The 21,835-nt window shown below is 70.5% G+C and carries 20 protein-coding genes, 1 tRNA gene and 1 pseudogene; 5 read left to right on the top strand and 17 right to left on the bottom strand.

The window, feature by feature from the left end; all coding sequences use genetic code 11:
• A pseudogene (locus tag AC0693_RS36900) lies at positions 1 to 667 on the top strand (IS5 family transposase); the annotation flags it as partial.
• 52 nt (positions 668 to 719) lie between these two features.
• On the opposite strand, the gene AC0693_RS36895 reads toward AC0693_RS36900, so the two are convergent.
• Both AC0693_RS36895 and AC0693_RS36890 read right to left on the bottom strand, forming a co-directional pair.
• The gene (locus AC0693_RS36895; RefSeq protein WP_478804342.1) at positions 720 to 1,358 is read right to left on the bottom strand and encodes an HAD family hydrolase; all 639 of its coding nucleotides are present in this window, start codon (positions 1,356 to 1,358) and stop codon (positions 720 to 722) included.
• Between the two features lie 282 nt (positions 1,359 to 1,640).
• A complete protein-coding gene (locus AC0693_RS36890) occupies positions 1,641 to 2,861 on the bottom strand; it encodes an MFS transporter (protein ID WP_478804341.1) in 1,221 nt (406 codons plus the stop codon).
• 90 nt (positions 2,862 to 2,951) lie between these two features.
• Here AC0693_RS36890 and AC0693_RS36885 point away from each other — a divergent pair, with 90 nt between their 5' ends.
• Together AC0693_RS36885 and AC0693_RS36880 are read left to right on the top strand one after the other, a co-directional pair.
• Entirely contained in the window at positions 2,952 to 3,713 is a 762-nt protein-coding gene (locus AC0693_RS36885; RefSeq protein WP_478804340.1) for a DeoR/GlpR family DNA-binding transcription regulator, read from the top strand.
• Positions 3,714 to 4,392: 679 nt separating this feature from the next.
• Positions 4,393 to 4,641 (top strand): lipocalin/fatty acid-binding family protein, encoded by a 249-nt coding sequence (locus AC0693_RS36880; protein WP_478804339.1) that lies wholly within the window; start codon positions 4,393 to 4,395, stop codon positions 4,639 to 4,641.
• 321 nt (positions 4,642 to 4,962) lie between these two features.
• Here AC0693_RS36880 and AC0693_RS36875 read toward each other — a convergent pair whose 3' ends face one another.
• The 13 genes from AC0693_RS36875 to AC0693_RS36815 form a co-directional block, all read right to left on the bottom strand.
• Complete coding sequence (locus AC0693_RS36875; RefSeq protein WP_478804338.1) at positions 4,963 to 5,526, bottom strand: hypothetical protein; 564 nt, start codon at positions 5,524 to 5,526, stop codon at positions 4,963 to 4,965.
• Between the two features lie 194 nt (positions 5,527 to 5,720).
• Positions 5,721 to 7,781 (bottom strand): RICIN domain-containing protein, encoded by a 2,061-nt coding sequence (locus AC0693_RS36870; protein ID WP_478804337.1) that lies wholly within the window; start codon positions 7,779 to 7,781, stop codon positions 5,721 to 5,723.
• A gap of 424 nt (positions 7,782 to 8,205) precedes the next feature.
• Positions 8,206 to 8,406 carry a hypothetical protein gene (locus AC0693_RS36865; protein ID WP_478804336.1) on the bottom strand — a complete coding sequence of 67 codons (201 nt, stop codon included), beginning with the start codon at positions 8,404 to 8,406 and terminating at the stop codon, positions 8,206 to 8,208.
• A 439-nt stretch (positions 8,407 to 8,845) separates the two neighbouring features.
• Positions 8,846 to 9,103, bottom strand: a complete 258-nt coding sequence (locus AC0693_RS36860; protein ID WP_478804335.1) for a hypothetical protein — start codon at positions 9,101 to 9,103, stop codon at positions 8,846 to 8,848.
• Positions 9,104 to 9,295: 192 nt separating this feature from the next.
• The gene (locus AC0693_RS36855; protein WP_469320851.1) at positions 9,296 to 9,835 is read right to left on the bottom strand and encodes an isochorismatase family protein; all 540 of its coding nucleotides are present in this window, start codon (positions 9,833 to 9,835) and stop codon (positions 9,296 to 9,298) included.
• A gap of 93 nt (positions 9,836 to 9,928) precedes the next feature.
• Positions 9,929 to 10,282, bottom strand: coding sequence for a VOC family protein (locus AC0693_RS36850; protein WP_469338491.1), 354 nt, complete (start codon positions 10,280 to 10,282; stop codon positions 9,929 to 9,931).
• A gap of 50 nt (positions 10,283 to 10,332) precedes the next feature.
• The gene (locus tag AC0693_RS36845; RefSeq protein ID WP_478804334.1) at positions 10,333 to 10,605 is read right to left on the bottom strand and encodes a hypothetical protein; all 273 of its coding nucleotides are present in this window, start codon (positions 10,603 to 10,605) and stop codon (positions 10,333 to 10,335) included.
• Between the two features lie 629 nt (positions 10,606 to 11,234).
• A tRNA-Gln gene (locus AC0693_RS36840) sits at positions 11,235 to 11,310 on the bottom strand.
• A gap of 69 nt (positions 11,311 to 11,379) precedes the next feature.
• Positions 11,380 to 12,753, bottom strand: a complete 1,374-nt coding sequence (locus AC0693_RS36835) for a hypothetical protein (protein ID WP_478804333.1) — start codon at positions 12,751 to 12,753, stop codon at positions 11,380 to 11,382.
• Between the two features lie 160 nt (positions 12,754 to 12,913).
• Positions 12,914 to 13,207, bottom strand: coding sequence for a DUF1330 domain-containing protein (locus AC0693_RS36830; protein WP_469338486.1), 294 nt, complete (start codon positions 13,205 to 13,207; stop codon positions 12,914 to 12,916).
• Between the two features lie 33 nt (positions 13,208 to 13,240).
• Positions 13,241 to 14,674 carry an MFS transporter gene (locus AC0693_RS36825; RefSeq protein ID WP_469338484.1) on the bottom strand — a complete coding sequence of 478 codons (1,434 nt, stop codon included), beginning with the start codon at positions 14,672 to 14,674 and terminating at the stop codon, positions 13,241 to 13,243.
• Positions 14,671 to 15,033, bottom strand: a complete 363-nt coding sequence (locus AC0693_RS36820) for a MarR family winged helix-turn-helix transcriptional regulator (RefSeq protein WP_469338537.1) — start codon at positions 15,031 to 15,033, stop codon at positions 14,671 to 14,673. The genes AC0693_RS36825 and AC0693_RS36820 overlap by 4 nt, the downstream gene beginning before the upstream one ends.
• A 560-nt stretch (positions 15,034 to 15,593) precedes the next feature.
• Complete coding sequence (locus AC0693_RS36815; protein ID WP_469320169.1) at positions 15,594 to 16,010, bottom strand: hypothetical protein; 417 nt, start codon at positions 16,008 to 16,010, stop codon at positions 15,594 to 15,596.
• Positions 16,011 to 16,447: 437 nt separating this feature from the next.
• Between AC0693_RS36815 and AC0693_RS36810 the strand changes: the two genes are divergently transcribed.
• Both AC0693_RS36810 and AC0693_RS36805 read left to right on the top strand, forming a co-directional pair.
• Complete coding sequence (locus AC0693_RS36810) at positions 16,448 to 17,254, top strand: MerR family transcriptional regulator (RefSeq protein ID WP_469338482.1); 807 nt, start codon at positions 16,448 to 16,450, stop codon at positions 17,252 to 17,254.
• Positions 17,251 to 18,264 (top strand): BtrH N-terminal domain-containing protein, encoded by a 1,014-nt coding sequence (locus AC0693_RS36805; protein WP_478804332.1) that lies wholly within the window; start codon positions 17,251 to 17,253, stop codon positions 18,262 to 18,264. The genes AC0693_RS36810 and AC0693_RS36805 overlap by 4 nt, the downstream gene beginning before the upstream one ends.
• 63 nt (positions 18,265 to 18,327) lie before the next feature.
• Here AC0693_RS36805 and AC0693_RS36800 read toward each other — a convergent pair whose 3' ends face one another.
• Both AC0693_RS36800 and AC0693_RS36795 read right to left on the bottom strand, forming a co-directional pair.
• Positions 18,328 to 20,058, bottom strand: a complete 1,731-nt coding sequence (locus tag AC0693_RS36800; RefSeq protein ID WP_478804331.1) for a thiamine pyrophosphate-dependent enzyme — start codon at positions 20,056 to 20,058, stop codon at positions 18,328 to 18,330.
• Positions 20,059 to 20,114: 56 nt separating this feature from the next.
• Positions 20,115 to 21,689 carry an FMN-binding glutamate synthase family protein gene (locus AC0693_RS36795; RefSeq protein ID WP_478804346.1) on the bottom strand — a complete coding sequence of 525 codons (1,575 nt, stop codon included), beginning with the start codon at positions 21,687 to 21,689 and terminating at the stop codon, positions 20,115 to 20,117.
• Positions 21,690 to 21,835: the final 146 nt, after the last annotated feature.

Genomic DNA, 21,835 nt, shown 5'->3' with positions numbered 1-21,835 from the left:
ACCACGACGCCGCAGGGCTCCGCGTCAGCAAGCACCTCATGAAGGCCCTGGAAGAAGCCGTGGAGGAGCAGGAGACAGCCCGGCAAAAGGGGGCGGCACGGAGGGACAGAACGGACAGGAAGAACTCCGGCGCATCCGGCGCCGACGCAGGCTCCGCCTGAAGGAAGCCCTGCTCGGCAGGTCCCGGGGCGGACTCACGAGCAAGATTCATCTCGCCGCGGACCGCAGGTGTAGTCCACTCGCACTGGTTTTGACCGCCGGACAGGCCGGGGACAGCCCGCAGTTCATCCCGGTGCTCGCGAAGGTGAGAGTCCGCCTGCCGGTCGGCCGTCCCCGTACGAGGCCCGGCGCGGTCGCCGCGGATAAGGCGTACTCGTCCCGCGGCAACCGCGCCTACCTGCGCAGACGCGGAATCAAGGCCGTCATCCCGGAGAAACGGGACCAAGCCGCCAACCGCAAGAAGAAGGGCGCAGGAGGCGGCCGGCCCCTCAGCCACGACGCCGACCTCTACAAGGAACGGAACACCGTCGAGCGTCTGATCAACAAGCTGAAAGCCTGGCGAGGGATCGCCACCCGCTACGACAAAACCCCGGACAGCTACCTCGCCGGACTTCACCTCCGCGCCGCCATGATCTGGATCGACGACCTCCTCAAAGCCGCCGACTGATCACGACATCACACAGGCCCTAGAAGGGGCTCCAAGGAGTACCCGTTCTCGCTCAGAGGGGTGGGCTCGGGCTTCGGTTTGGCAGCCAAGTGTCGAGGGCTTCCGCCAGTTCGTCGCGTTCGGTGAAGACGTGTCCGTTCATGCCGATGGATTGCGCGGCGCGCACGTTCTCGGCGCGGTCGTCGACGAAGAGGAAGTCGGTGGGGTCCGCGTGCAGGGCGTCGATGCAGTGGCGGAACGCCGCCGGGTTCGGCTTGGCCGCGTGGATCTTTCCGGAGAAGGCGACGTGGTCGAGGTGGCGTAGCCAGGGCTGAGTGGCGAGGAAGGCGTCCGCGTGATCGGCGGGGATGTTGGACAGCAGGGCAACCTCGGCGACGTCCCGCAAGGACTGCACGTAGGCGACCATGCGGTCGTCGACCCGTGACCAGCTGTCGATGTCGGCGAGTCGCAGGTTCTCGATGATGTCGGGGTGGACGGGGAGCGACAGCTGGTGCAGGACGGCCGTCCAGTACTGGGGGGCGGAGAACAGCCCGGCGTCGTAGGGCTGGCGGCAGGCCCAGTAGGCGGCGTCGAAGGCGTCGGTGGGCGCGCCGCCGCTGAGGGCGGCCATCTCGTCCATGGAGCCCGGGCGCTGGTGGCGTGCGATGACGCCGAAGAGGTCGAACAGCACGATGGGGCGGTCGGTGGACATGGGGAGGGTTCCTTCTGCCTGCTGCGGGTTCTTCTTCCCTGGCCCTGTCGGCCGGAGACGGGGGGCTTCGTGGCACGGGGTCAAGATGACGCGTACCTGGGGTGGGCCGGACCGGTCGCTTCGCGGCTCCGTGCGGGGCAGCGGCACGGGCAAGAGCCGGTACAGGGCTCGCCTACGAGGACATCGCGTGGGGCCAGGGCGCGGCTCGCTGCAAAGAAGGGCGAGGTCACGGAGCGGGCGGTGGTCTGGATGCGCCGAGTAGCGGGGCGTGGAGTGGCGGATTCATCGCGGAGCTCCTGACGGGGATGTGAGGGGGTTGGGTGTGCGGTCGGGTCGAGGGCGCAGGACATTGGCGGCCGCGGCGGTGGTCGCACAGAGCAGGGTGAGCAGGATGAAGGCGTGGTTGAGGGCGACGAGGTGGGACAGCCAGCCGATGACGGCGGGGCCTGCGAGCATGCCGATGTAGCCGAGCCCGGCGACGCGGGAGACGTTGGCGCCGGCGGCGGCGGGGTCGGCGTGCCCGGCCGCGCTGAACAGCTGCGGGACACAGCCCGACAGGCCCAGGCCGAACAGTGCCCAGCCGGTGAACGCGGTCCACATCCACGGGCCGAGGGCCGCGAGCGTGATGCCGACGGCGGCTGCGGTGGCGCCGTGGCGCAGGATCGCGATCGAGCCGAACCGGGCGACGAGGCGGTCGGCGAGCAGGCGGCCGGCGGTCATGGCCGCCGCGAAGGTGCCGTACGCGAAGGCGGCCGTACTGGTGGACGCGCCGAGGACGTCCTTCAGGTGCAGGGCGCTCCAGTCGTTGGCGGCGCCCTCGCACAGCATGACCATCAGCGCCAGGACGGCCAGGAGCCACACGCGCCCCGCGGCGCTGCGGCGCGTCCCGGCCGGTGAAGGACCGTTCTCTTCGACGGAGCCGGTGCCGGAGTCGGCATCGGCGGGGGTAGCCGGAAGCAGGGCGCGTGCCGACGCCAGGGCGATCACGATGCCCACGGCTCCCAGGGCGGCCATGCTCGAGGCCGGGTTCAGGTCGGCGCTCGCGGCGCCCGCTCCCACGAGCGCGGCCAGGACGCCGCCGACGGAGAACGTGGCGTGGAAGCCCGACATGACGGGCCGGCCGTAGGCCTTCTCCACGTGCACGGCGTGGGCGTTCATGCCCACGTCCAGGCAGCCGTTGCAGAAGCCGAAGACCAGCAGGGCGCCCGCCAGCGTCCAGGGATCCCGGGCCAGGGCGGGGAGGACCAGGGCCGCGCCGCACAGTACGCCGCCGACGGGGATCACGACGCGTGCGCCGAGGCGGTCGGTCAGACGACCGGCCACGTGCATCCCGGTGAAGGCACCGAGTCCGAGCAGCACCAGCAGGCCGCCCAGCGTCGCGTGGCTGATGCCCACGCGCTCCTCGATGGCGGGGATGTGCACCACCCAGGCGCCCATCAGAGTGCCGCACAGGACGAAGTAGACGTAGGTCGCCACGCGGGCGCCTCGAAATGAACGTTCCATGGCATCCACCATAACGAACATTTCCTGTGTGCGTACAAGCAGTTTTCGAACATGATGGATGTTTGTTTCTCGGTGGTGTTCAATCGCGGTATGAGCAACACAGACCGGCACGGGCTGATCGCGAAGACCGTCAGCGCCTCGGGCGGGGCCACGGTCCAAGAACTCGCGGAGCTGACCGGGGCCTCGGAAATGACCATCCGGCGCGACCTCGACAGCCTGGCCGCCCAGGGCGTCCTCGAACGCGTCCGCGGCGGGGCGCGCACCCTGCTACTCAGGGGCGCGGAACCGCCCTTCGCGCTGCGTGCTCGCGAGGCCGTCGACGCCAAGCGCCGGATCGCGGCCGAGGTCTCCGCGCTCATCGCCGACGGCGAGAGCGTCGTGCTGGACAGCGGCACCACCTGCCTGGAGGTCGCCCGGCTCCTGCGCGAGCGGCCCGTCACCGTGATGGCCCTGTCCCTGCAGGCCATCCATCTACTCAGCGAAACACCCGGCCCGGCCACGCTGGTGCTGCCCGGCGGACAGCCGCGCGCCGCGGAAGGAGCCCTCACCGGACCCCTCACCCTCGCCTCCCTGGCGGCCCTGCGCTTCGACACCGCCGTCATCGGCTGCTGCGGACTGAGCGCGGCCGACGGCCTGACCGCCTACGACCTCGACGACGCGGCGGTGAAAAAGTCGAGCATCGGCGTGGCGCGCCGCACCATCGTCGCCGCGGACGGCGGCAAGATCGGCCGTACCGCCTTCGCCTACGTCGGCCCCTCCACGCTCCTGCACACCCTCGTCACCGACACCACCGCACCCGCCGACGAGGCGACCGCCCTGGAAGCCGCCGGCGTCATCGTCAAGACCGCCTGAACAGTCCGCCGCCTGAAGCACGGCACCGGTTCGCAACGGTCAGTGCCGGGCGCAGGGCAGATGCCGGAGATACGGAGACGTGCCGGTGGCCGGCCCGGCGCAGGCGCGGTCTGGGTATCCGGACGGGTGCCCTCCCCTCACGGCCGGCCCGGGCGACTTGCCCAGTACTGGCAGCAGCCCGGTCACTTGCACCGTCAGGTCTGGCCGTGGCGCTCACCAGCGTCGCCGTGCTCCTCGGGCAGGAGGCCGCGAGCCAGGAGTGGCGCAGCCACATCTGGCCGTCAGGTCATGGCAAGGCGCCGGGACAGGGGGTGCTCCGGGACCGGCAAGACGCGATGTGTGAGCAGGGACCCGGTCCCGTGGCTTTCGGCCCGTAGGTGGGCGACTGCGGCGTCGGGCCGGCCAGGGGCGGCGCATCAGAGGTCCTCGGGAACCCCCGACCGCACCGGGGAAAGGGCGGCGGCCGTGATCCACCGTGCGGGGAGCGTCCGGTAGGTTACACCGTGTCAAATTTCCATCACGGAACGGAGCCGATCATGGGTAGCGTCACGGGGAAGTTCGAGATGGCCAGCACCGACAACTACGAGGCATACCTCAGAGCGGTCCGAGTTGGGATGATCGACCGTCAGCTGGCAATGAAGGCCAAGCCGACCGTGGAGATCACCGAAAACGACGGCCGGTGGACGGTGAAGACCCTGAGCGCCCTCAAGAACACCAGATTCAGTTCACGCCGGGCGAAACGGTCACCGAGATGCGGGACGGGCTCAATTGCAAGAGCGTGATCACCTTGGGTGACGACCAGTACGTCCAGACACTGCACCTGGACGACTTCACGGCCACCGTCACCCGGACGTTCACGGACGATGCCATGAACGAAGTGTCCGAAGCAGCCGGCGTCACCGCCAACCGGACCTTCAAGCGCCTCTGACCGACTGGCAGCCGGACGGACGCGGCTTTCACCGTCTACAGAGACCCCCACCGGACCCGCGTTGCCGGTGTGGGGCCGGAGCGGGTTCGCAAGGGCCCTCAAGACCCAGGTGTTCTCACAACCCAGTTCTCACAACGGGTGCGCTCCAGGGTTTGAGTGAGAACGGGTTGTGAGAACCGATACGAGGTTCCAGGGCCGTGCGCAGACCTCGGGCGGGGCCTCTTTGGAAAGGACCGTTTGCCAGAACTGCGCGTCAGGTGAGCCAGACGGGCCGCCGGAGGCTGGTGACGCCACGGCCCTGGTCGTCTCCCGCCGACGGCTCTAACCCAGCCCGAGGCGGATCCGCCGGCGGCGGCGCAGGAAGAGGCCGACGGCCGCCCCGGCCAGAGCGGTCACCGCCACACCTGCCGTCGTCCACCAGACGGCGTCCCCCTCGGCGTCGGAGTCGGCGGCCGGCACCTGCGCGGCCGACGGGGAAGCAGCCGTCGGCTGCGGCGCGGACGGCAGGCCCGGAGCCGCGGCGGAGGCGGTCGGCGCGGCGGTGCCCGGCGCCGGGTCCACCACGGGTACCGCGACTTCGAGGTCCCCGTGCCCGAGGGACGGGAACCCCACGTCGACGCTGACCTTCCAGGAACCCGGCGCCAGGGCCTCGGCCGTGGTCCAGCCGGCGGGTGCCGCGGCGGGATCGCGCACCAGGCGCCAGGGGCCCATGGTGCGGGCGCCGTCGACGCTGACCGCGTTCACGGTGGCGGCGACCGCCTCGTCGACGGCGTCCCCGTCGTTCTCCCAGGTGATGTGGGCGGTGACGTGGCCCGCCCGCTGCCCGGTCACCACCACCTTCACGGTGTCTCCGTGGGCGTGAGCCGCGACGGGGGTCAGCAGCATGAGGCCGACTGCGGTAAGGACGGCCGAGAAAGCGATTCGTATGCGCATCGTCGGGGTGCTCCGGTCGAGATGAGGGAACCCGGCGGACGGCCGCGCGGGGCGGCCGTCCGCCGGGGCGGGATCACGGGGTCAGGGCGTCACGGCGGCGGGGCCGCGAGGGCCCGCGCAGCCGTGGCGTCGCATGGCGGCAGTGCTCAGCCGGCCTTCTGGAGGGTCCAGGCCTGGGCCGCGCGGCCGTCCGCACGCTGGAGGTCGAGCAGCCAGTTCCCGTAGTAGGGGCGGTTGCTGACGGTGAGGGCGAAGCCGCCGCTCGGGTCGGTGACGGTGACCGCGCCACCGCGGGAGGTCAGCTTCCAGGCCTGCGCGCCGTTGCCCTTGTCGCAGGGCTGCTGCACGACCCACATGCCCGCGGCGGGCGTGCCGCCCGGCTGGAGGCACTTGCCGGAGACCGCGGACCGGATGCGGACCTGGCCGCTGCCGGCGTCGTCGAAGAGCCACTGCTGCTGGGCGTACCCGTTGGCGCGGCCGCCGACGAGCACCGTGCCGTCGGCGGTGCGCCCGCCCCACACCTCGGCCGCCATGCCGGTGCTGCCGTTGCCGAGGGTGTACTTGCCGCCCGGGGTGGTCGCCCCGCCGCCCGTACCCGGCGTCTTGAAGGAAGCGGCCTTGCCGGGTCCGCTGTCACGCCCGGAGCTGTCACGGACGGAGACGGCGACCGAGTACGACGTGTTGGGCTGCAGGTTGTAGATGCGCAGCGCCTGCGACTGGACCCACGTCAGGTGCTTGCCGTTCAGGAGGACCTGGTACCAGGAGGCACCCTCGACCTTGGGCCAGCTCACCACGACGGAGTCGGACTGGATCTGGGCCGCCGTCGCGGCCGGGCCGCCACCGGGCTTCTGCGTCGGCGTGGGCGTCGGCTTCTTCGTCGGCGTCGGCGTCGGGTTCGGACCCGGGTCGGTACCGTCACCGCCCTGCGTGCGCATCAGGAACTGGTTGTCGGCGATGTTCCAGTGCGTGGCCAGGTAGCTTCCGGCCTTCGGGCTGGTGTGGAAGTAGTCGTCGTGGTTGCAGTCCAGGATGTTCTCGGACGCCTGGTTGGTGCAGACGTTGCGCATCTGCGGGTAGTACGGGGTGTCCGAGTAGCACATGACGTCGTACTCGTCGGTGCAGTGGGCGCCACGGCTGGTGTTCGGGGCGCTGTTGTTGACCGCGCCCAGGTTGTGCCCGAGCTCGTGGGCCGCGGTGTGGCCGCCCCAGCAGCCGGAGTCCGTACGGCCGTAGGACGGGCCGAAGTTGCTCTGGTTGGCCTGGCCGGGCCGCTCGTCGCCCGCGAAGGTGCCGATGCCGCAGTAGACCTGGGTGTCCGCGAAGATCATGTACTTGCGGTCGCGGCGGTCGAGGCCCTTGCCGGCGAGCGCGTTGTTGGTCGCGCTGAACTCGGTCAGCGCCGAGGCCGGGAGCTCGATGTTGACCACCGTGGGGGTGCAGTCCGCGGCCGTGACGTAGCGGATGTGGCGTACGCCGCCGGTCTCCTGGGCGCTCGTCGAGTAGATGAGGTCGGCGTCGGCCGCCCACTTGCGGAACGAGGCGACGTACTCGGAGTAGCGGTCCTTGCCGGGGGCGTGTACGTACACGACCTGCACGCGGTTGCCGGTGCTGCCGTCGCCGTCGCACTGGACGGTCTGGCCGGCAGGGCCCGCGGCGACGGCCTGGCTGCCGCCGGCGGCAGCCGGTTCGGGTGCCTTCGCCTTGGTCGCCGCCGCGTCGGCGGCGGGCGCGTCCTGAGGACGCCCGCCCCCTTCCTTGGAGGCCGGGTCCTCGGCGGCGGGGCGGGAGGGATCGGCCGCCGGAGCGGTTTCCTTGACGGCCGGGGCGATGTCCTTCGTGATGTCGACGCCCTTGGGCGGGGCGTCGGGGCCGTGGGTGCACAGGCCGGTGTCGGTGCGGTAGACACCGACGCACCGGTCGCCCTTCGGCGCGGCCTGGAGGCCGTCGTAGACCATGCCGCGCGCGTTCTCGTTGGAGGGCGCGGCGGCGATCGGCTCGGGCTCCTGGTCCCGGGCGGGCGCGGCGGCCGGTGCGGCGGCCTCCGCGGCCTGAACGGGCGACACCGCCTGGGCGCCGTCGCCGAGTCCGGAGTAGGCGATGCCTGCGGCTATCACCGCCGCCGTTGCCGTGGCGGCGGTGATGAGTATCAGCCTCCGCGGTTTGCGGCGGTGGTCGGCGGCGGCGCGACGTCTGCGTCGTCCTGTCATGGGCACCTCAAATCATGGTCGGGAAGACTGGGTGCGCGGAAGCCTGCCAGACGAATGCCGCGGAGAATTCGGACAAACTGGAGTCGGTTACGAGAAATCATTCCGTTACCTGTTGGCATGTTTTGACGATCACTCAACTCCCAATAGAGCAAGGCTAGTTATGCGCATCACGCGGTAATGGTCCAGGCCATCCGGAGCGGGTTGTTATCCAATCGAGATATTACGCGGAGGCTTGTTGACGGGAATTCAGTCAAGAATTCATCCAATTACTACCTGCCGAATTCCCTCCGTGACGACCCGTGAGGAGTCGTCAGAGCGGGCGTGCCACCCCGACGGCGGACCGCGGCTCGCAGGTCCGCCCCGATGATCGCGCGCCCGGCACTGGCCGTCCGGAGGGGACGGGGACCAACCGGGCATGGGGGAATCAGGTGCAGGCGAGCACGCGGGCCAGGCGGCGGGCCTCGGTGACCGGGCGGGACGACCGTGTACGGGCCGCCACTGCCGCCACCTCGGCCGACAGCGGGCCGGTGGCCCCACAGCGCCCCGCGCAGTCGGCGGCGACGGCCAGCACCTCGCCCGCACCCCGCGTCGAAGGCGGGAGGGCCGGCAGGACCGCTGCGAGCACGGCCCGGCCAACACCGTGGCGAACGCGGCTCGTTCGGCCGCGGCCGCGGCCGAACGAGCCGCGTCCGCCGGCCGGTTGGGCTTGACCGTGCCGAGCGTCGCCATCGTGGCCGGCTCGCGGCCCAGCAGCGGGGCGTCCAGCTCGCCCGACCCGCCAGCCCCAGCAGGGCCTCCACCGCCGGGCGACGGCTCACCGGGTGCCGTCCGCCCAGCCCCGCCGCGATTGCGGAATGCAGCCCCGGCCCCGCGGACCCGCCCAGCAGGGCGAGGTGGGGCAGCATCCAGGAGTCACCCTGATCGCCGGTCATCGCGGCCGGCGTCACGCCCGGCAGCAGCCACCGGGCCTGGACGTCCCGGTCCTCGGGCAGTACCGATGCCCGCACGACGTGCCCGGCATGCCCGCGATAGCACTGGGTGAAGCCCTCGTGGGGGCGCCCCGGTCACTGGAACGCATCGTGGAACTCCCGCCGCAGGGCAGGCCTTTCACCGCCGGCGAAGGCCACTTGCGGCACGGCCGCCCCGGCCCGCCCCCAGGTCCGGTGCGCCTGCGGATCGGGCATGACGACCCGGCGCCGCCCCGTGCCAGGTTCGCCCTCGTGGCCGAGCCAGGCGGCGAGCCCGTCGCCCTCCGCGGTCCCGAGCCGGTCCGCGGCCGCGGCCGTCGCCGGAGCCGCCGCTTCGTCCCGCCGTACGCGCAACAGCGCCTACCCGAAGTCCCCGGGCACGGACCGGACACCCAACCGGCGGTACTGCGCGAGCCGTTCGACGAGCTCGACCCGCGGAAGGGTGACCTGAGTGGCGGTCCAGATCATGGCCCCCACGCTAGAAGCCCCCCACTGACATCGCCTTGGGAGACCTCCGGCTGCTGAGAGCCTCGGGTCTCTGCATCCTTATTCCGCGCCGAGGGCCTTCAGGTACGCGGCCGTGGCATGGACCTCGCCGAACCGCGGGAAGGTCCTCCGTACCGCGCACTCGTGCTCGTCCGCCGCGAAGGCGGACATGGCGTCCTCGACGAACTCGACCTCGTAGCCGTGGTCGCTCGCCGCCCGGGCGGTGGACTCCACGCCCATCGTCGTCACCAGCCCGGCCAGGACCAGCCGGTCCACCCCCAGGCCGTGCAGCCGCTCGTGCAGACCCGTTCCGTGGAAGGCGCCGACCGTGCGCTTGACGATCTCGATGTCGCCGGGGCGGGCCATGCCCTCGACGAAGCCGCTTCCGGGCGGCTGCTCGGCCACGTGCGGACGTTCCACCCGTACCACCACCACCGGACGGCCGCCGGCCCGGAAGGCCTCGGCCAGCCGGGCGCACCGTGCCGCCACCTCCTCGCCCGTGTAGGGGGCCAGGGGCAGGGCGACGATACGGGGCATCAGGTCGACCAGGACCAGGGCGGTGCCGGGGCCGACACCCGGCTTGGCGTTCGAAGTCTCCATCACCAGGCGATCGTAGAGCCGGTCGGGCCGGACCCGTGGCCGTGGGGTGCGCGGGGAAGGCGGGCCCGCAAGGACTCCACACCTACGGGCAGCTCAGGCGGGCTGCCACAGCTCGATCCGATTCCCCTCGGGATCGGTGACCCAGCCGAACCGGCCGACGCCCTCCATGTCCTGCGTCTCCTCGGCCACGTCCGCGCCCTTGCCGCGCAGCTGTGCGAGCATCGCGTCCAGGTCGCGGACCCGGAAGTTGAGCATGGACTGCTGGCTGCGGGAGCCGAAGTAGTCGGTCCCGGACTCGAACGTCGCGAACACCGTCGGCCCGGCACCCGGATGCCACAGTCCGTGCTCGTCGGCGTCGAGGCCCAGGCAGTCGCGGTACCAGGCGTCCAGGGCCGCGGGGTCGGCGGCCCGCATGAAGTAGCCGCCGAATCCAAGGACACGTTCCATGCCGCCATCCTGCCAGGCCGACGATCGGGCCGCCCGGCACCACACCACCGTCAGGCCCGCGACGACCAAACCGGCCACATGTCGACTTGCGAGGCCTCGTTCGCACGGAGTTCGGCGATGGGACGGGCCAGCGGGCTCTCCCCCGCGAAGTTCACGTTCCTTGCGGTCAAGACGATCGACGGCTGGGGCCGGGACACCCTGGCGAGCTTCCCGTACAGGCCGTGGGCCCGGTGCAGAACGCCGGTCTGCGTCACGAGGACGGTCACCTGCCGACTGGTGGCGTCATTGCCCAGCCGGAACCCCACAACCAGCGTCTCTGCCATCAGCTGTCTCCCTCCGCGCGAACAGCCACGCTTGGCGAGGCAAGCACCTTCCATGGGGCCGAATATGCCGTCGTTCCCGCGGAGAGGCTGTCGCCGCACTGAGACCGTCGGTGGCGCAAGCCGCGGCACGGCGGCTGCCAGGAGCTCCGCGGCGTGGCGGTATCCGCCCGAATGCCCGGGGGTCCGGGACCTGAGATGCCGAAAGTGAACCGTCGCAGCCGGTGACGAGGTCTGCGGGCTCTCAGGCCGCGGACGTCCGCCGCGGTGGAGTCGTCTCCAGGAGTGCCCACACACAACGCCCATCGGGGCCGGACTCGGTTCCGCAGCTGGAATTGCACGGCACAGCGGCAAGCCTGGTGAGTAGGCCCTCCTCGGGCTCGGCTGCCGTGTGGCTGAGGACCAGGACCAGGAGCAGGTCGTTCTGGTCGGCGAGGTGGATGCTGATCCGTTTGGCTCTCGCCCGCTCCCGCGCGGGCGAGGACCGGACAGGCCGCCCGGCCGCCCGCCTCACCCCTTCCGCCCCGTCGACGGTCCCTCCGTCGGCGGGGCGCAGCACTGCCCGCCATCAACTCGGACTCGACTGCATCGCCAGCCGAAAGCAGGCCTGCCGAAAGTCATGACAAGTGAAGTGGCGACGAGGGCAGGATTCGAACCTACGTCCACCCGGGATCAGAGCCGGGCGCTCCTCCGCAGAGCTTCCTCGTCGCCAGGTCGATCATGGCTGGGGCTGCCGTTTCAGGCAACCGATTTCCCCGACGGCCCCGGAGCGGCTGCTCACAGCCACTCCCTCGCCGCTGCCCGCTTGCCGTTGCCGGAGAACACCCCTGCCGACCGGAGGGCGCTCGCCATCAGAGGGTCCGCAACGGCAACACCGTGCACAAGCTCGGGCGTCCGGCGGAAAGCGACAGCCTCAGCCACCGGCCTGGGGGCGGTCCAGGCGCTGGCGACGGGATCCCGCTTATGCCGGACGCAGACTGCCTCGACCAACGAACGCGGGCATTCCTTCTCCCCCCGGAGCACTTCCCAGGGCAGCGGCAGCTCTGCCCAGATGTAGGTGTCGGGGTGCAGGCCGCCGGCGCTCATGCGGTGCCAATACGCCACATCGGCAGCCATCAGGCGAGGAACCTTGCCCGGGCAGACGCGGTCCAGAATCTTCTCCTGGCCCAGTTCGGACAGAATCGCGAACCAGTGCGCTCGGGCCGTGTTCCACGCCTGCGCGGCCTGGTTCCACGTCGATGAGTCGTCGCCGCGGCGCACGACCATCGTTTCGCGCTCCAGCGGGTGCCGGTTCCAAGCGTCTTCCAACAGCTCCGCGACTTGGCGCAGGAAACCGTTCCATCGGACCAGCAGGTGCGTGAGGTCCTCGTCGGAGACTGCGACCAGCACCTCCGCCGTGGGATACACGTGCGCGACGGCGGACCAGCAGGTCCGCTCGGGCTGCGCGCGCAAGCGCTGGAACAGCGCCTCGGCGACCTCGTCGTAGACCTGACGCTGGCGACTGTTGGTGAAGACACTGCGCATGTAGCCCCGCGCCGTGATGTACGCGATGAAGGCCGCCGTGTCCGGGTCCGCGGCGAAGAGATCGTACGGCAGAACGTGTGCGAGTGCTCCTTTGCCCGTCATCGTCACCTCGCGGCGACGTTGCTCGTGGATCAGCCGCGCCAGTTTGGCCTCCATGCGGCGCAGGAGACGGAAGCGCTTGTTGTACTGGCGCTTGGAGACCGCGCCGAGGCCGGCCGCAGTTCGCTCATCCCGGTCGAGACGGTCCACGCCGAAGTCGTTTTGGCCGTACACGCGGCCGATGGATTCGCCCCCACATCGGATCACTGCCTCGATCCGGTCCGGATCGTCCCCGGCGCTGTCCGGAAGCTCCGGCACATCCGTGAACAGGCTTGCCGCACGGGCGAGCTGGCGCTGTGCGCCAACCGGGCGGGCGAAATCCTCCCGCATGGAGGTGTAGCCGTGCCAAAGGTTGCGTAGCGAATGTTCGGCGGCCTTGCCGACTGCCGCCTCAGTGACCTCGTCGAGTTCGGTGCCCTGTGCCGCATATAGATCCTGGATGAGCCGGGCTACATCCTCCGGACGCTTGCGCAGTGTGAGCGAGGCGTGCAGTTCCCGGAGGAGGCCTTCGACGGTGGGCGACAGCATGAGCCTCACCTTGTCATTCCTCGGCCACGTGCCCAACTGGATATCCACGGGCCGCAGCCACGAATCGTCCCGCAGCAGTGTTGGCCAGCCCAGCGCCGGGCCGCGACAGATCGACTCGCTGTCCCACCAAGCCGGCGTCCGGATCGCGGCCGGGTGCCGGTCAGTCGATGCCTTCGACGATGCGGAAGTCGCGCTCGACGCCGTCGGAGAGGGCGACCAACGCCTCCTGGTAGGCCGCACTCTCGTGCGCCGCGACGGCCTGCTCGAAGCTGTCGAACTCGACCAGGACGGTGCGCTCGGCGATTCCGGCGTCATGCGCCACGACCCGACCGCCGCGGACGAAGGTGCGACCGCCCCCGGCCTTGACGGCCCGAGCGGCCAGTTCGTTGTAAGCAGCCAGCTTCTCAGGGTCTGAAATGGTGCGGTAGACGCTGACCCAGTAGCCCTTGGGCATGGAACCTCCAGTGCTGGGATGAGTGCATCTGACTTACGGGTTGGTCTCGGACGAGCGCCGGCGGGCGAGAGCGAGGCTTGTCAGCGTCGTGATCGCCATGGCGCCGATGCCCACCAGCGCCGCGGTGGTGTAGGCGCTGTCGTCGGGGAAGAGGTGGCCGGGGCGGGTGCCCGCGGCGAGGATCAGGCCGCCGATGGCGCTGCCCAGGGAGTACCCGACGCTGCGGACGACGTAGTTGAAGCTCATGGCGCTCGACGTCTCGCTCTTGGGGGTGACGGCCAGGATGACGCCGGGCATCGCGGCCGAGAAGCCGCCGACGCCGAAGCCGAGCACGCCCATGGCCACGAACAGTTCGGCCAGGTCCGACCGGGCCGCCGCGAGCAGGGCGAACCCGCCGCCGACCACGACGGCGCTGCCCGCCAGGAGCAGGGGGTCGGCGATCCGCGTCCGGACCCGCGGCGTGAGCTTGCCGGCGACGAACCCCAGCACCGAGAACGGGATGAGGACCAGCCCGGAGACGAAGGTCGTCAGCCCGAAGCCGTAGCCGGCGCCGTGCGGAGTCTGCGCGTACCGGGTGATGAGGGTGAGCAGGAGGTACATGCCGATCCCGCCGACGAACATGGCGAGGTTCGCCCCGGCTACCGCCGGGTGTCGCAGCGCCCGCACATCGATCAGGGGGGTCGCGCCGCGCAGCTCCAAGACGGCCCAGGCACAGAGCAGCAGCACCGCGACGACGGCAAGGCCCGCCGCCACGACGAGGTGCCGACTCCACAGATTCCGTTCGCCTGCGAGGAACAGCACCAGGAGCAGCGCAGCGGCCAGGATGACCGCGCCTGCCACGTCCACGTGGGCGGATCGGCCTTCGGGGGCTTCCGGCATGAAGCGCCACGCCGCCAGGAGGGCGGCGGCGGTGACGACCAGGCCGAGGCCGTAGGCGGCCCGTACCCCGCCGAGCTCGGCGAGCAGTGCGGCCAGCGGGTAGCCGACGCCGGCCCCGATGATCGAGACCACCGAGATCAGGGCGATCACGGCCGCGCTGCGCGCCTCGGCGAGGTGGTCCCGGGCCACGCCCATCATCAGCGCCGTCAGCCCGAGCCCGACGCCCTGGGCCGCCCTGCCGGCCAGCAGCCACGCGAACGGCAGCGGCAGCACGGTGAGCGCGCTGCCGGCGACGACGACCGCCAGCGTGGCGAGGATCGTGGCCCGCCGGTGCCGGCCGGCACCGAGCCGGCCCAGGACCGGCGTGGCGACGGCGCCGCTGAGCAGCGCGACGGTCAGCGTCCACTGCGCGCTGCCGAGCGAGACGTGGAACGAGGTCGCCACACTGGTGATGAGCGGCGTCCCGAGGCTGGCGACCGCCGCCACGACCAGAGCGATGAACAGCAGGGCGGGGACCAGCAGCCGCGCCTCGGAACGCGCCACCGGGAACGTCTTCGCCGCGACCCCGCCGACCGGCCGCCCGGTCACTGCTTCGGCCCTTCGCGGTCCTGGCTTTCGAGCTCTGCCAGATGCTTCAGCGCCGGAAGGGCCGCCACCAGTGCCTCGACCTCGTCGCCGGTGAGCTCGCCGATCAACCGCTCGAACCCGTGGACGCCCGCCTGGCGCCGCGTCCGGACATAGGAGGCGCCGGCCTCGGTCAGGCACACCAGCGTGACCCGCTTGTCGGACGCGTCGCCCCGCCGCTCGACCAGGCCGGACTCCTCCATCACCCGGACCAGGGTGGTCATCGCGGGCTGGGTGACGCCCTCGACCGCGGCCAGATCGGTGATGCGCCGCGGACCGGTCCGGTCCAGGGTGGCCAGGGTGGCGGCGGAGGTCAGGCTCATGTCACGGGGCAGGCGTCTCACGGCCCTGGTGGCCAGGCCGTAGAGGGCTGCCCCGATGGCGGCGGACGCGGCAGGAGCGGTGTCGTGATGACTCATGCCAGAAGCATAGCGCTTTTATATTCATAGTTTATGGAAATGGTCGACCGGCGCCAGCCCCACGGGCTGCGCTCGGGGCCGAGGGCAGCATCTAGGAGTTCGTGGACGGCCGCTGTGAACTCCGGTGCCGCTACCGCGGCCTCGCGAAACGGCGGAACGCCGGGGCACTCCCACGGTGAGCGGCTCTCGTACGGGAGCGAACACCGCACTGGGGTGTGGCTGGCCGACCAGTGGCAGCGTCGCGACCGGCTCCAATCGACGCAGGACCGGGCACTCGCCGAACTCGGACAGGGGTGGGCCGGTCCCTTTCACCGGGTCCGGCATACACCTCTGAGGGCCGCCTCCCCGGGTGGGGGGGCGGCCCTCAGTCGGCCGGCCTACCATCGGGCCGCCTGCCGCTTCCGGATGAGCCCGCAGCGTGAGTCACACGCGGCAAGGAGCACCGTGACGCTTTCGTGTGGTCGTCAGCCCGGGCACTTCAGGCCCGTGCGGGCGGACTTCACCGCGTTGTCCAACATCTGGGCCTGCGGCTTCAGTTTGGTGGCGGCCTCAGCTCCGGTGGTGTCGTCCGGCAGGTCGTCCCAGGTCTTCTTCAGCCCGTCCGCCGCGGACTTCACGGCCTCCTTCTGGGTCGCCTTCCACGTGGCCGTGGACTTCCTGACCGTCTCCCAGCCGCCCTTGACATCGTTGTACGCTTCCTTGACCTGGTCCTTCGTCGCTGAGGCCGGACTCAGTCCGGACAGCGCCGTCGCGTCAGCACGGAGCTTGTTCAGGTCGGTGCACAACTGTGCTGCCGCCGCACTGGCGTTGGGACTCGGATCGGCTGCGAAGGCGGGAGCCGCTGCGCCGACGGACAGGACCAGCGCTGCAGCCGCGCTCACGGCAGTACTCGGAACGTGCCTCATGGGTTTCCCCTCGTTCGGGATTTCTCGGGTCGTCCCCGCCCCTGACATCCCCGAGCTTCCGGTTCACCACGCTGACACAGCCCACCGGACCCCGCAATCCGCGACTGCCACGCCCTTGCCGTGCAGGATCTGACGGCCTTGGCACGTCGCCTGCAGGGCAGGACCAGCGCGAACGGCTCGTACCTGCCAGGGCGGCTGTCGGGCTGCCGGAAGCCGACACGGGCGATCGCCCGTCCGACCCGGCGACGTCGCGCACGCCGACACCGCGCTCCGCCAAACGAGTGAAGCCCGACGTGCCCTGCCGGAGGCTGTGCCCAGATATCCGAAACAGCGGCAGCGAGTGGGGCGTCCTTGAGCCAGTCCATTGACTCAGCGCTGGACTCTCCCACCGTGGGAGAGTCCACCATGAAGGCGTGCAAGACGAACTTCTCACCATCGGGCGCTTCGCTCGCCTGTGCCGCCTCAGCGTGAAGCAGCTACGGCACTACGACGACATGGGGCTGCTGGCTCCCACCCGCGTGGACGCCAGCTCTGGCTACCGTTATTACGCATTCGAACAGGCGCGCGATGCCCTGACCATCGCCCTGCTGCGCGAGATGGATCTTCCCCTGGCCGTGATCGCCCAGGCACTGGCCGCCGGGCCTGAGCGCAGGACAGGGATCCTGCGCGCTGAGCGGGACCGGCTGGCTGAACGGATTATCAGGGACCAGGCCCGGCTGCAGATGCTGGAGCGGCTGGCAGAAGGCGGGCTGCCCGGGTATGAGGTGACGCTGGGCAGGGAGCCGGAGCGACGGCTGGCGGTGGTGCGAGCGGTCTGCACCCCCGCGGAGATCGGAACCAAGGTCGGGGAGTGCGTAGGCGGACTGCTGCCCGTGCTCGGCAGGACGGGAATCGCATGGGAGCCGCCGCTGTGGGGGCTGTACCCGCTGGACCTGGAAGAGCGGATGGAGATCGCCGTCGGAGCACAGACCCCGCAGGGCCAGGGCATGCCCGGTCTGGAATTCGAGGTATTGGCCGGTGGACTCGTTGCCGAGACCATGCACATCGGGCCCTACGGGCAACTTCCTTTGGCATACAACGCGCTCTTCGCCGCCATCCACGAGCGCGGACTGCGCCCGCAGGCACCCGTACGCGAGGCGTATCTCATCGGACCGGCAGAGGCACCGCCAGAAGAACTGATGACCCGACTGATCATCCCCGTCCAGGAGAGCATGGCATGACCACGGTAATAGACATCGATGCCCGCGGCACGCAGCACTGCGAGACGACAGCCCTGGGGGTGCTGCTGCGGCACCAAGGACTTGATCTGTCCGAGCCCATGCTGTTCGGCCTCGGTTCCGGTCTGTCCTTCATCTACTGGGACGGCAAGAACATGGGCTTTCCCTTTCTCGGAGGACGGGTCAAGCCCTTCGACCTCACAGGAAACCTGGCCACCAGGCTCGGGCTGGAGCTCCTGGTCCAGGAGACCACATCCCCGCGCAAGGCATGGGACAACGTGGCGGCCTCGATCGATGCCGGCCACCCCGTCGGGCTCCAGCTCGACAGCTACTACCTGGACTACTTCGGCTCGGAGATCCACTTCGGCGGCCACGTCGTCGCCATGTACGGCTACGACGACCAGAAGGCCTACCTGGTGGACACCGACCAGCAGGGCGGAGCGGTCTCCTCCAGCCTGACCAGTCTCGCCCGGTCCAGGGCCGCACGCGGCCCGATGACCGCCAAGCACCGGTCCTTCACCCTCACTGCTCCGAGAAACCTGCCCGCCGCACACCGGCAGATCGTCCCCGCCATCACTGCCTGCGCCGACGCCTTCCTCAACCCGCCCATTGCCAACGTCGGTCACCGCGGCATCGAGAAGGCCGGCAAGCTGGTACGCACATGGCTCCAGCGCACCGACGACCCGCAGCGAGACTTGCCCCAGGCCGCCCATGTAATGGAGAAGGCCGGCACCGGTGGCGCCCTGTTCCGCAATCTCTACCGCGACTTCCTCGCCGAATGCACCGATCTGCTGGACAGCAGCCACCTGCGCACCGGCCACACGCTGTACACCGAGGCAGCCACCCTTTGGACGGAAGTAGCAGCACTGATCACGAAGGCTGGCGAATCGGGCGATGCTCAGTGCCTGGTCCGGGCCGGCTCGGTCCTCGGTGATCTCTCACGGATAGAGCGCGAGGCCATGCAGGCGCTGGGCTGCCTGGGGAGTGAGACCCCAAGCATGAACCGCCCCTGACAGTCTTCACGCCTGCGGCCCGAGCCCACGGCCTGGCACTTGATTGAGCAGCCTCGGAGGGGGTCAGCCCTCGTGGCTCTGGAGCATCTCTTTGACCTTGGCGATGGCGAAGCCCCAGCCCTGTTGGACCGTGGGCTTTCCGGGGACGGCGACTTCCTGCGGGTTGGTCAGCACGTCGAGGAGGACCGGCCCCGGGGTGGCGAAGGCGCGGCGGACGCTGTCTTCGAGTGTGTCCGGGTCGGTGACCCGGATGCCGGTGAGACCCAGGGCGGTGGCCACCGCCGCGAAGTCGGGGTTGTCCAGCTCGGTGCCGAACTCTGCGAGTCCGGCCTGTTCCTGTTCGAGTTTGACCATGCCCAGCCGTCGGTTGTCGAAGACGACCAGCTTCACCGGCAGCTGGTAGGTCTTGATGGTCATGAGGTCGCCCAGCAGCATGCTCAGTCCGCCGTCTCCGCAGAACGCCACGACTTGCCGGTCCGGTGCCCACAGCTGCGCGCCCATGGCCTGGGGCATGGCGTTGGCCATGGAGCCGAGGTTGTAGGAGCCGATGAGGCGGCGGTCGCCGTGCATGGTCACGAACCGCGACAGCCACACGGTGGCCATCCCGGTGTCGGAGGTGAAGATCGCGTCGTCGTCGGCGCAGGCGTCGACGACGGCGGCCAGCGCCTCGGGGCGAATGTCGTGGTCGCGGTTGTCCAGGGCGCTGCGCAGCCGTCCGGTCCAGCGCTTGGTGTCGTGGCCGGGGTCGGCCAGCCGCTGCTGGCCGGCCTGCCAGGTGGCGAAGTGGTTGCGCGCGGTATCGAGGTGTGCGCGGTCGGGCTTGGCGTCCAGGTGCGGCAGCAGGGCGCGCAGGGTGGCGCCGGTGTCGCCGGCCAGTCCGGCGTCGATGGGTACGCGCTTGCCGAGGTTCTGTTCCTGGGCGTCGATCTGCACGACCCGGCAGTCGGTGGGGTACCAGTCACGGTAGGGGAAGTCGGTGCCGAGCATCAGCAGGGTGTCGCACTCGTCGAGGGCGCCGGCGGCGGCCGGGTTGCCGATCAGGCCGGTCTGGCCGACCTGGTAGGGGTTCTCCCCCTCGAAGCCCTCCTTGGCCTTGAGGGTGAGCACCATCGGCGCGGCGAGGTGTTCCGCCAGGGCCAGCACCTCCTCGTGGGCGTGCCGGGCCCCGCGGCCCACCAGCAGCGTCACCTTCTGGGCGGCGTTGACGATCTCGGCCGCCTGGAGGATGCCGGGCTCGTCGGGGCGGGTGAGCTGGCGGGTGCGGGGGAAGCGTGCGGGACGGTCCTGGGTCAGTTCCTGATCGCCCAGGTCGCCGGGGACCGTCAGCACCGCCACGCCGCCGTGGCCGATCGCGGCGCGCACGGCGGCCTCGAGCAGCCGGGGCATCTGGTCCGGGGAGGTGACCGTGGCGCGGTAGACGGCGACGTCGCGGAAGAGCAGGTCATTGTCGACCTCCTGGAAGTAGTCGCTGCCGATCTCGGCCAGGGGTACCTGGCCGGCGATGGCCAGCACCGGTGTGCGGCTTTTCGCGGCGTCGTACAGGCCGTTGAGCAGGTGGATGGCGCCCGGGCCGACGGTGCCCATGCACACCCCCAGCTTCCCGGACAGCTGGGACTGGGCGCTCGCGGCGAACGCGGCGGCCTCCTCGTGGCGGCAGCCCACCCACTCCAGGCCGTCGGTGGTGCGGATGGCGTCGGTCAGCGGGTTCAGCGCGTCGCCGACGACGCCGAAGACGTGACCGACCTCCAGTTCCTGCAGGGCGTCGATGATCACACGGGCTACGGTGCGTGCCACGGGAAGAGTCCTCCGGTTTGTCGTGAAAGTGGGACGGGGCGCGGAATGGGGCCGGGTCAGACCGTGAAGCGGTCGGGGTCCGCGGCCTTCCAGTCCGCCGCCCAGGACTGCGGCGCCTGGTGGAGCAGCTCGCCCGGTGCCAGCGGCGGGTAGAGCTCGGCGTAGGAGCGGATGGTGACCGGGTCCATGCGGCGGCGCAGCATGTGCGGGGTCAGCTCGGCGGGTTCGTCCACCCCCATGGACGCCATGATCTGCAAGGCGCTTTTGACGGTGGCTTCCTGGAAGCGCTGGACGCGCTGGGACTTGTCGGCCACCTGCAGGGCGCGCGCCCGGCGCGGATCCTGGGTGGTCACGCCGGTCGGGCAGGTGTTGGTGTGGCAGCGCTGGGCCTGGATGCAGCCGACCGCGAACATCATCGCGCGGGCGGCGTTGGTGTAGTCGGCGCCCTGGAGCAGCCGCTTGACGAGGTCGCTGCCGGTGGCGACCTTCCCACTCGCGCCGATCTTGATGCGGTCGCGCAGGCCGGTGCCCAACAGGGACTGGTGCACGGTGGTCAGCCCCTCGGTCAGTGGCATGCCGACGTTGTCGGCGAACTCCAGGGGGGCCGCTCCGGTGCCGCCTTCGGCGCCGTCGACGATGATGAAGTCCGGCGTGACGCCCTCGTCCAGCATCGCCTTGCACACCGCCAGGAACTGGCTGCGGGAACCGACGCACAGCTTGAAGCCGGTCGGCTTGCCGCCGGACAGCTCCCGCATCCGGGCCACGAAGGCCACCAGCTCGCGCGGGGTGGAGAAGACCCGGTGGTAGGGCGGGGAGATGACGGTCTTGCCCTGCGGGACACCGCGGACCTGGGCGATCTCGGCGTCGACCTTGGCACCGGGCAGGACCCCGCCGATGCCGGGCTTCGCGCCCTGGCTCAGCTTCAGCGACACGCACCGCACCTGCTCGTGCGCGGCCTTCTCGGCGAACATCACGGGGTCGAAGTCGCCCTTCTCGGTGCGGCAGCCGAAGTACCCGGTGCCGATCTCCCAGACCAGGTCGCCCCCCGGCCGCAGGTGGTAGTCGGACAGGCCGCCCTCGCCGGTGTCGTGGGCGAAACCGCCCATCGCCGCGCCGGTGTTCAAAGCGAGGATCGCGTTCGAGGACAGCGACCCGAAACTCATCGCGGACACGTTCAGCAGCGCCATGTCATAGGGCTTGGTGCAGTCCGGTCCGCCGATCCGCACCCGCGGCGCGTCCTCGCGCACCGGACGCGGTGCCATCGAAGGAACGAGGAACTCGCTGCCGACCGCGTACAGGTCCTGCTCGGTCCCGAACGCCTCCTCCGCGTCGGTGCCCTTGGCCCGCTCGTAGACGATGCTGCGGGTGTCACGGTCGAAGGGCCGGCCGTCGACGTTGCGTTCCACGAAGTACTGCTGGAGCTCCGGGCGGATACTCTCCAGGGCGAACCGCAGGTGGCCCAGCACCGGATAGTTCCGCAACACCGAATGCCGGGCCTGCACCAGGTCCCACACCGCGAGCACCAGCAGGGCAGCCAGCGGCCCGCCGCCAAACCACCACCACGGCGAGACCAGCAGCGCCAGAGCGACCCCAGCGACGGCAAAACAACCCAACAACGCAACCCACAGCATCCTCAGCACGCCACGCTCCTACCCCGACGATGGCGATCAACCCGTGGCCGCGGTCACCTGGCTTGCGATGTGTGGACAGGTTCGCCGCGCTGGGGTGACGGCCCCATCGCCTCGCGACGGCCGTGACCACCACCGGATCCGGGCCG

It is taken from the genome of Streptomyces sp. NPDC043876, assembly GCF_056435825.1.
This window is presented reverse-complemented; position numbering and strand designations above follow the sequence as displayed.

Excerpts from the sequence above, each read along its gene's own strand:
- AC0693_RS36870 (WP_478804337.1), bottom strand. The coding sequence starts at position 7,781 with ATGACAGGACGACGCAGACGTCGCGCCGCCGCCGACCACCGCCGCAAA.
- AC0693_RS36875 (WP_478804338.1), bottom strand. The coding sequence starts at position 5,526 with ATGCTGCTGACCCCCGTCGCGGCTCACGCCCACGGAGACACCGTGAAG.
- AC0693_RS36795 (WP_478804346.1), bottom strand. The coding sequence starts at position 21,689 with ATGCTGTGGGTTGCGTTGTTGGGTTGTTTTGCCGTCGCTGGGGTCGCT.
- AC0693_RS36850 (WP_469338491.1), bottom strand. The coding sequence starts at position 10,282 with ATGGAACGTGTCCTTGGATTCGGCGGCTACTTCATGCGGGCCGCCGAC.
- AC0693_RS36830 (WP_469338486.1), bottom strand. The coding sequence starts at position 13,207 with ATGCCCAAGGGCTACTGGGTCAGCGTCTACCGCACCATTTCAGACCCT.
- AC0693_RS36805 (WP_478804332.1), top strand. The coding sequence starts at position 17,251 with ATGACCACGGTAATAGACATCGATGCCCGCGGCACGCAGCACTGCGAG.
- AC0693_RS36820 (WP_469338537.1), bottom strand. The coding sequence starts at position 15,033 with ATGAGCCTGACCTCCGCCGCCACCCTGGCCACCCTGGACCGGACCGGT.
- AC0693_RS36895 (WP_478804342.1), bottom strand. The coding sequence starts at position 1,358 with ATGTCCACCGACCGCCCCATCGTGCTGTTCGACCTCTTCGGCGTCATC.
- AC0693_RS36890 (WP_478804341.1), bottom strand. The coding sequence starts at position 2,861 with ATGGAACGTTCATTTCGAGGCGCCCGCGTGGCGACCTACGTCTACTTC.
- AC0693_RS36885 (WP_478804340.1), top strand. The coding sequence starts at position 2,952 with ATGAGCAACACAGACCGGCACGGGCTGATCGCGAAGACCGTCAGCGCC.
- AC0693_RS36845 (WP_478804334.1), bottom strand. The coding sequence starts at position 10,605 with ATGGCAGAGACGCTGGTTGTGGGGTTCCGGCTGGGCAATGACGCCACC.
- AC0693_RS36835 (WP_478804333.1), bottom strand. The coding sequence starts at position 12,753 with ATGCTGTCGCCCACCGTCGAAGGCCTCCTCCGGGAACTGCACGCCTCG.
- AC0693_RS36855 (WP_469320851.1), bottom strand. The coding sequence starts at position 9,835 with ATGGAGACTTCGAACGCCAAGCCGGGTGTCGGCCCCGGCACCGCCCTG.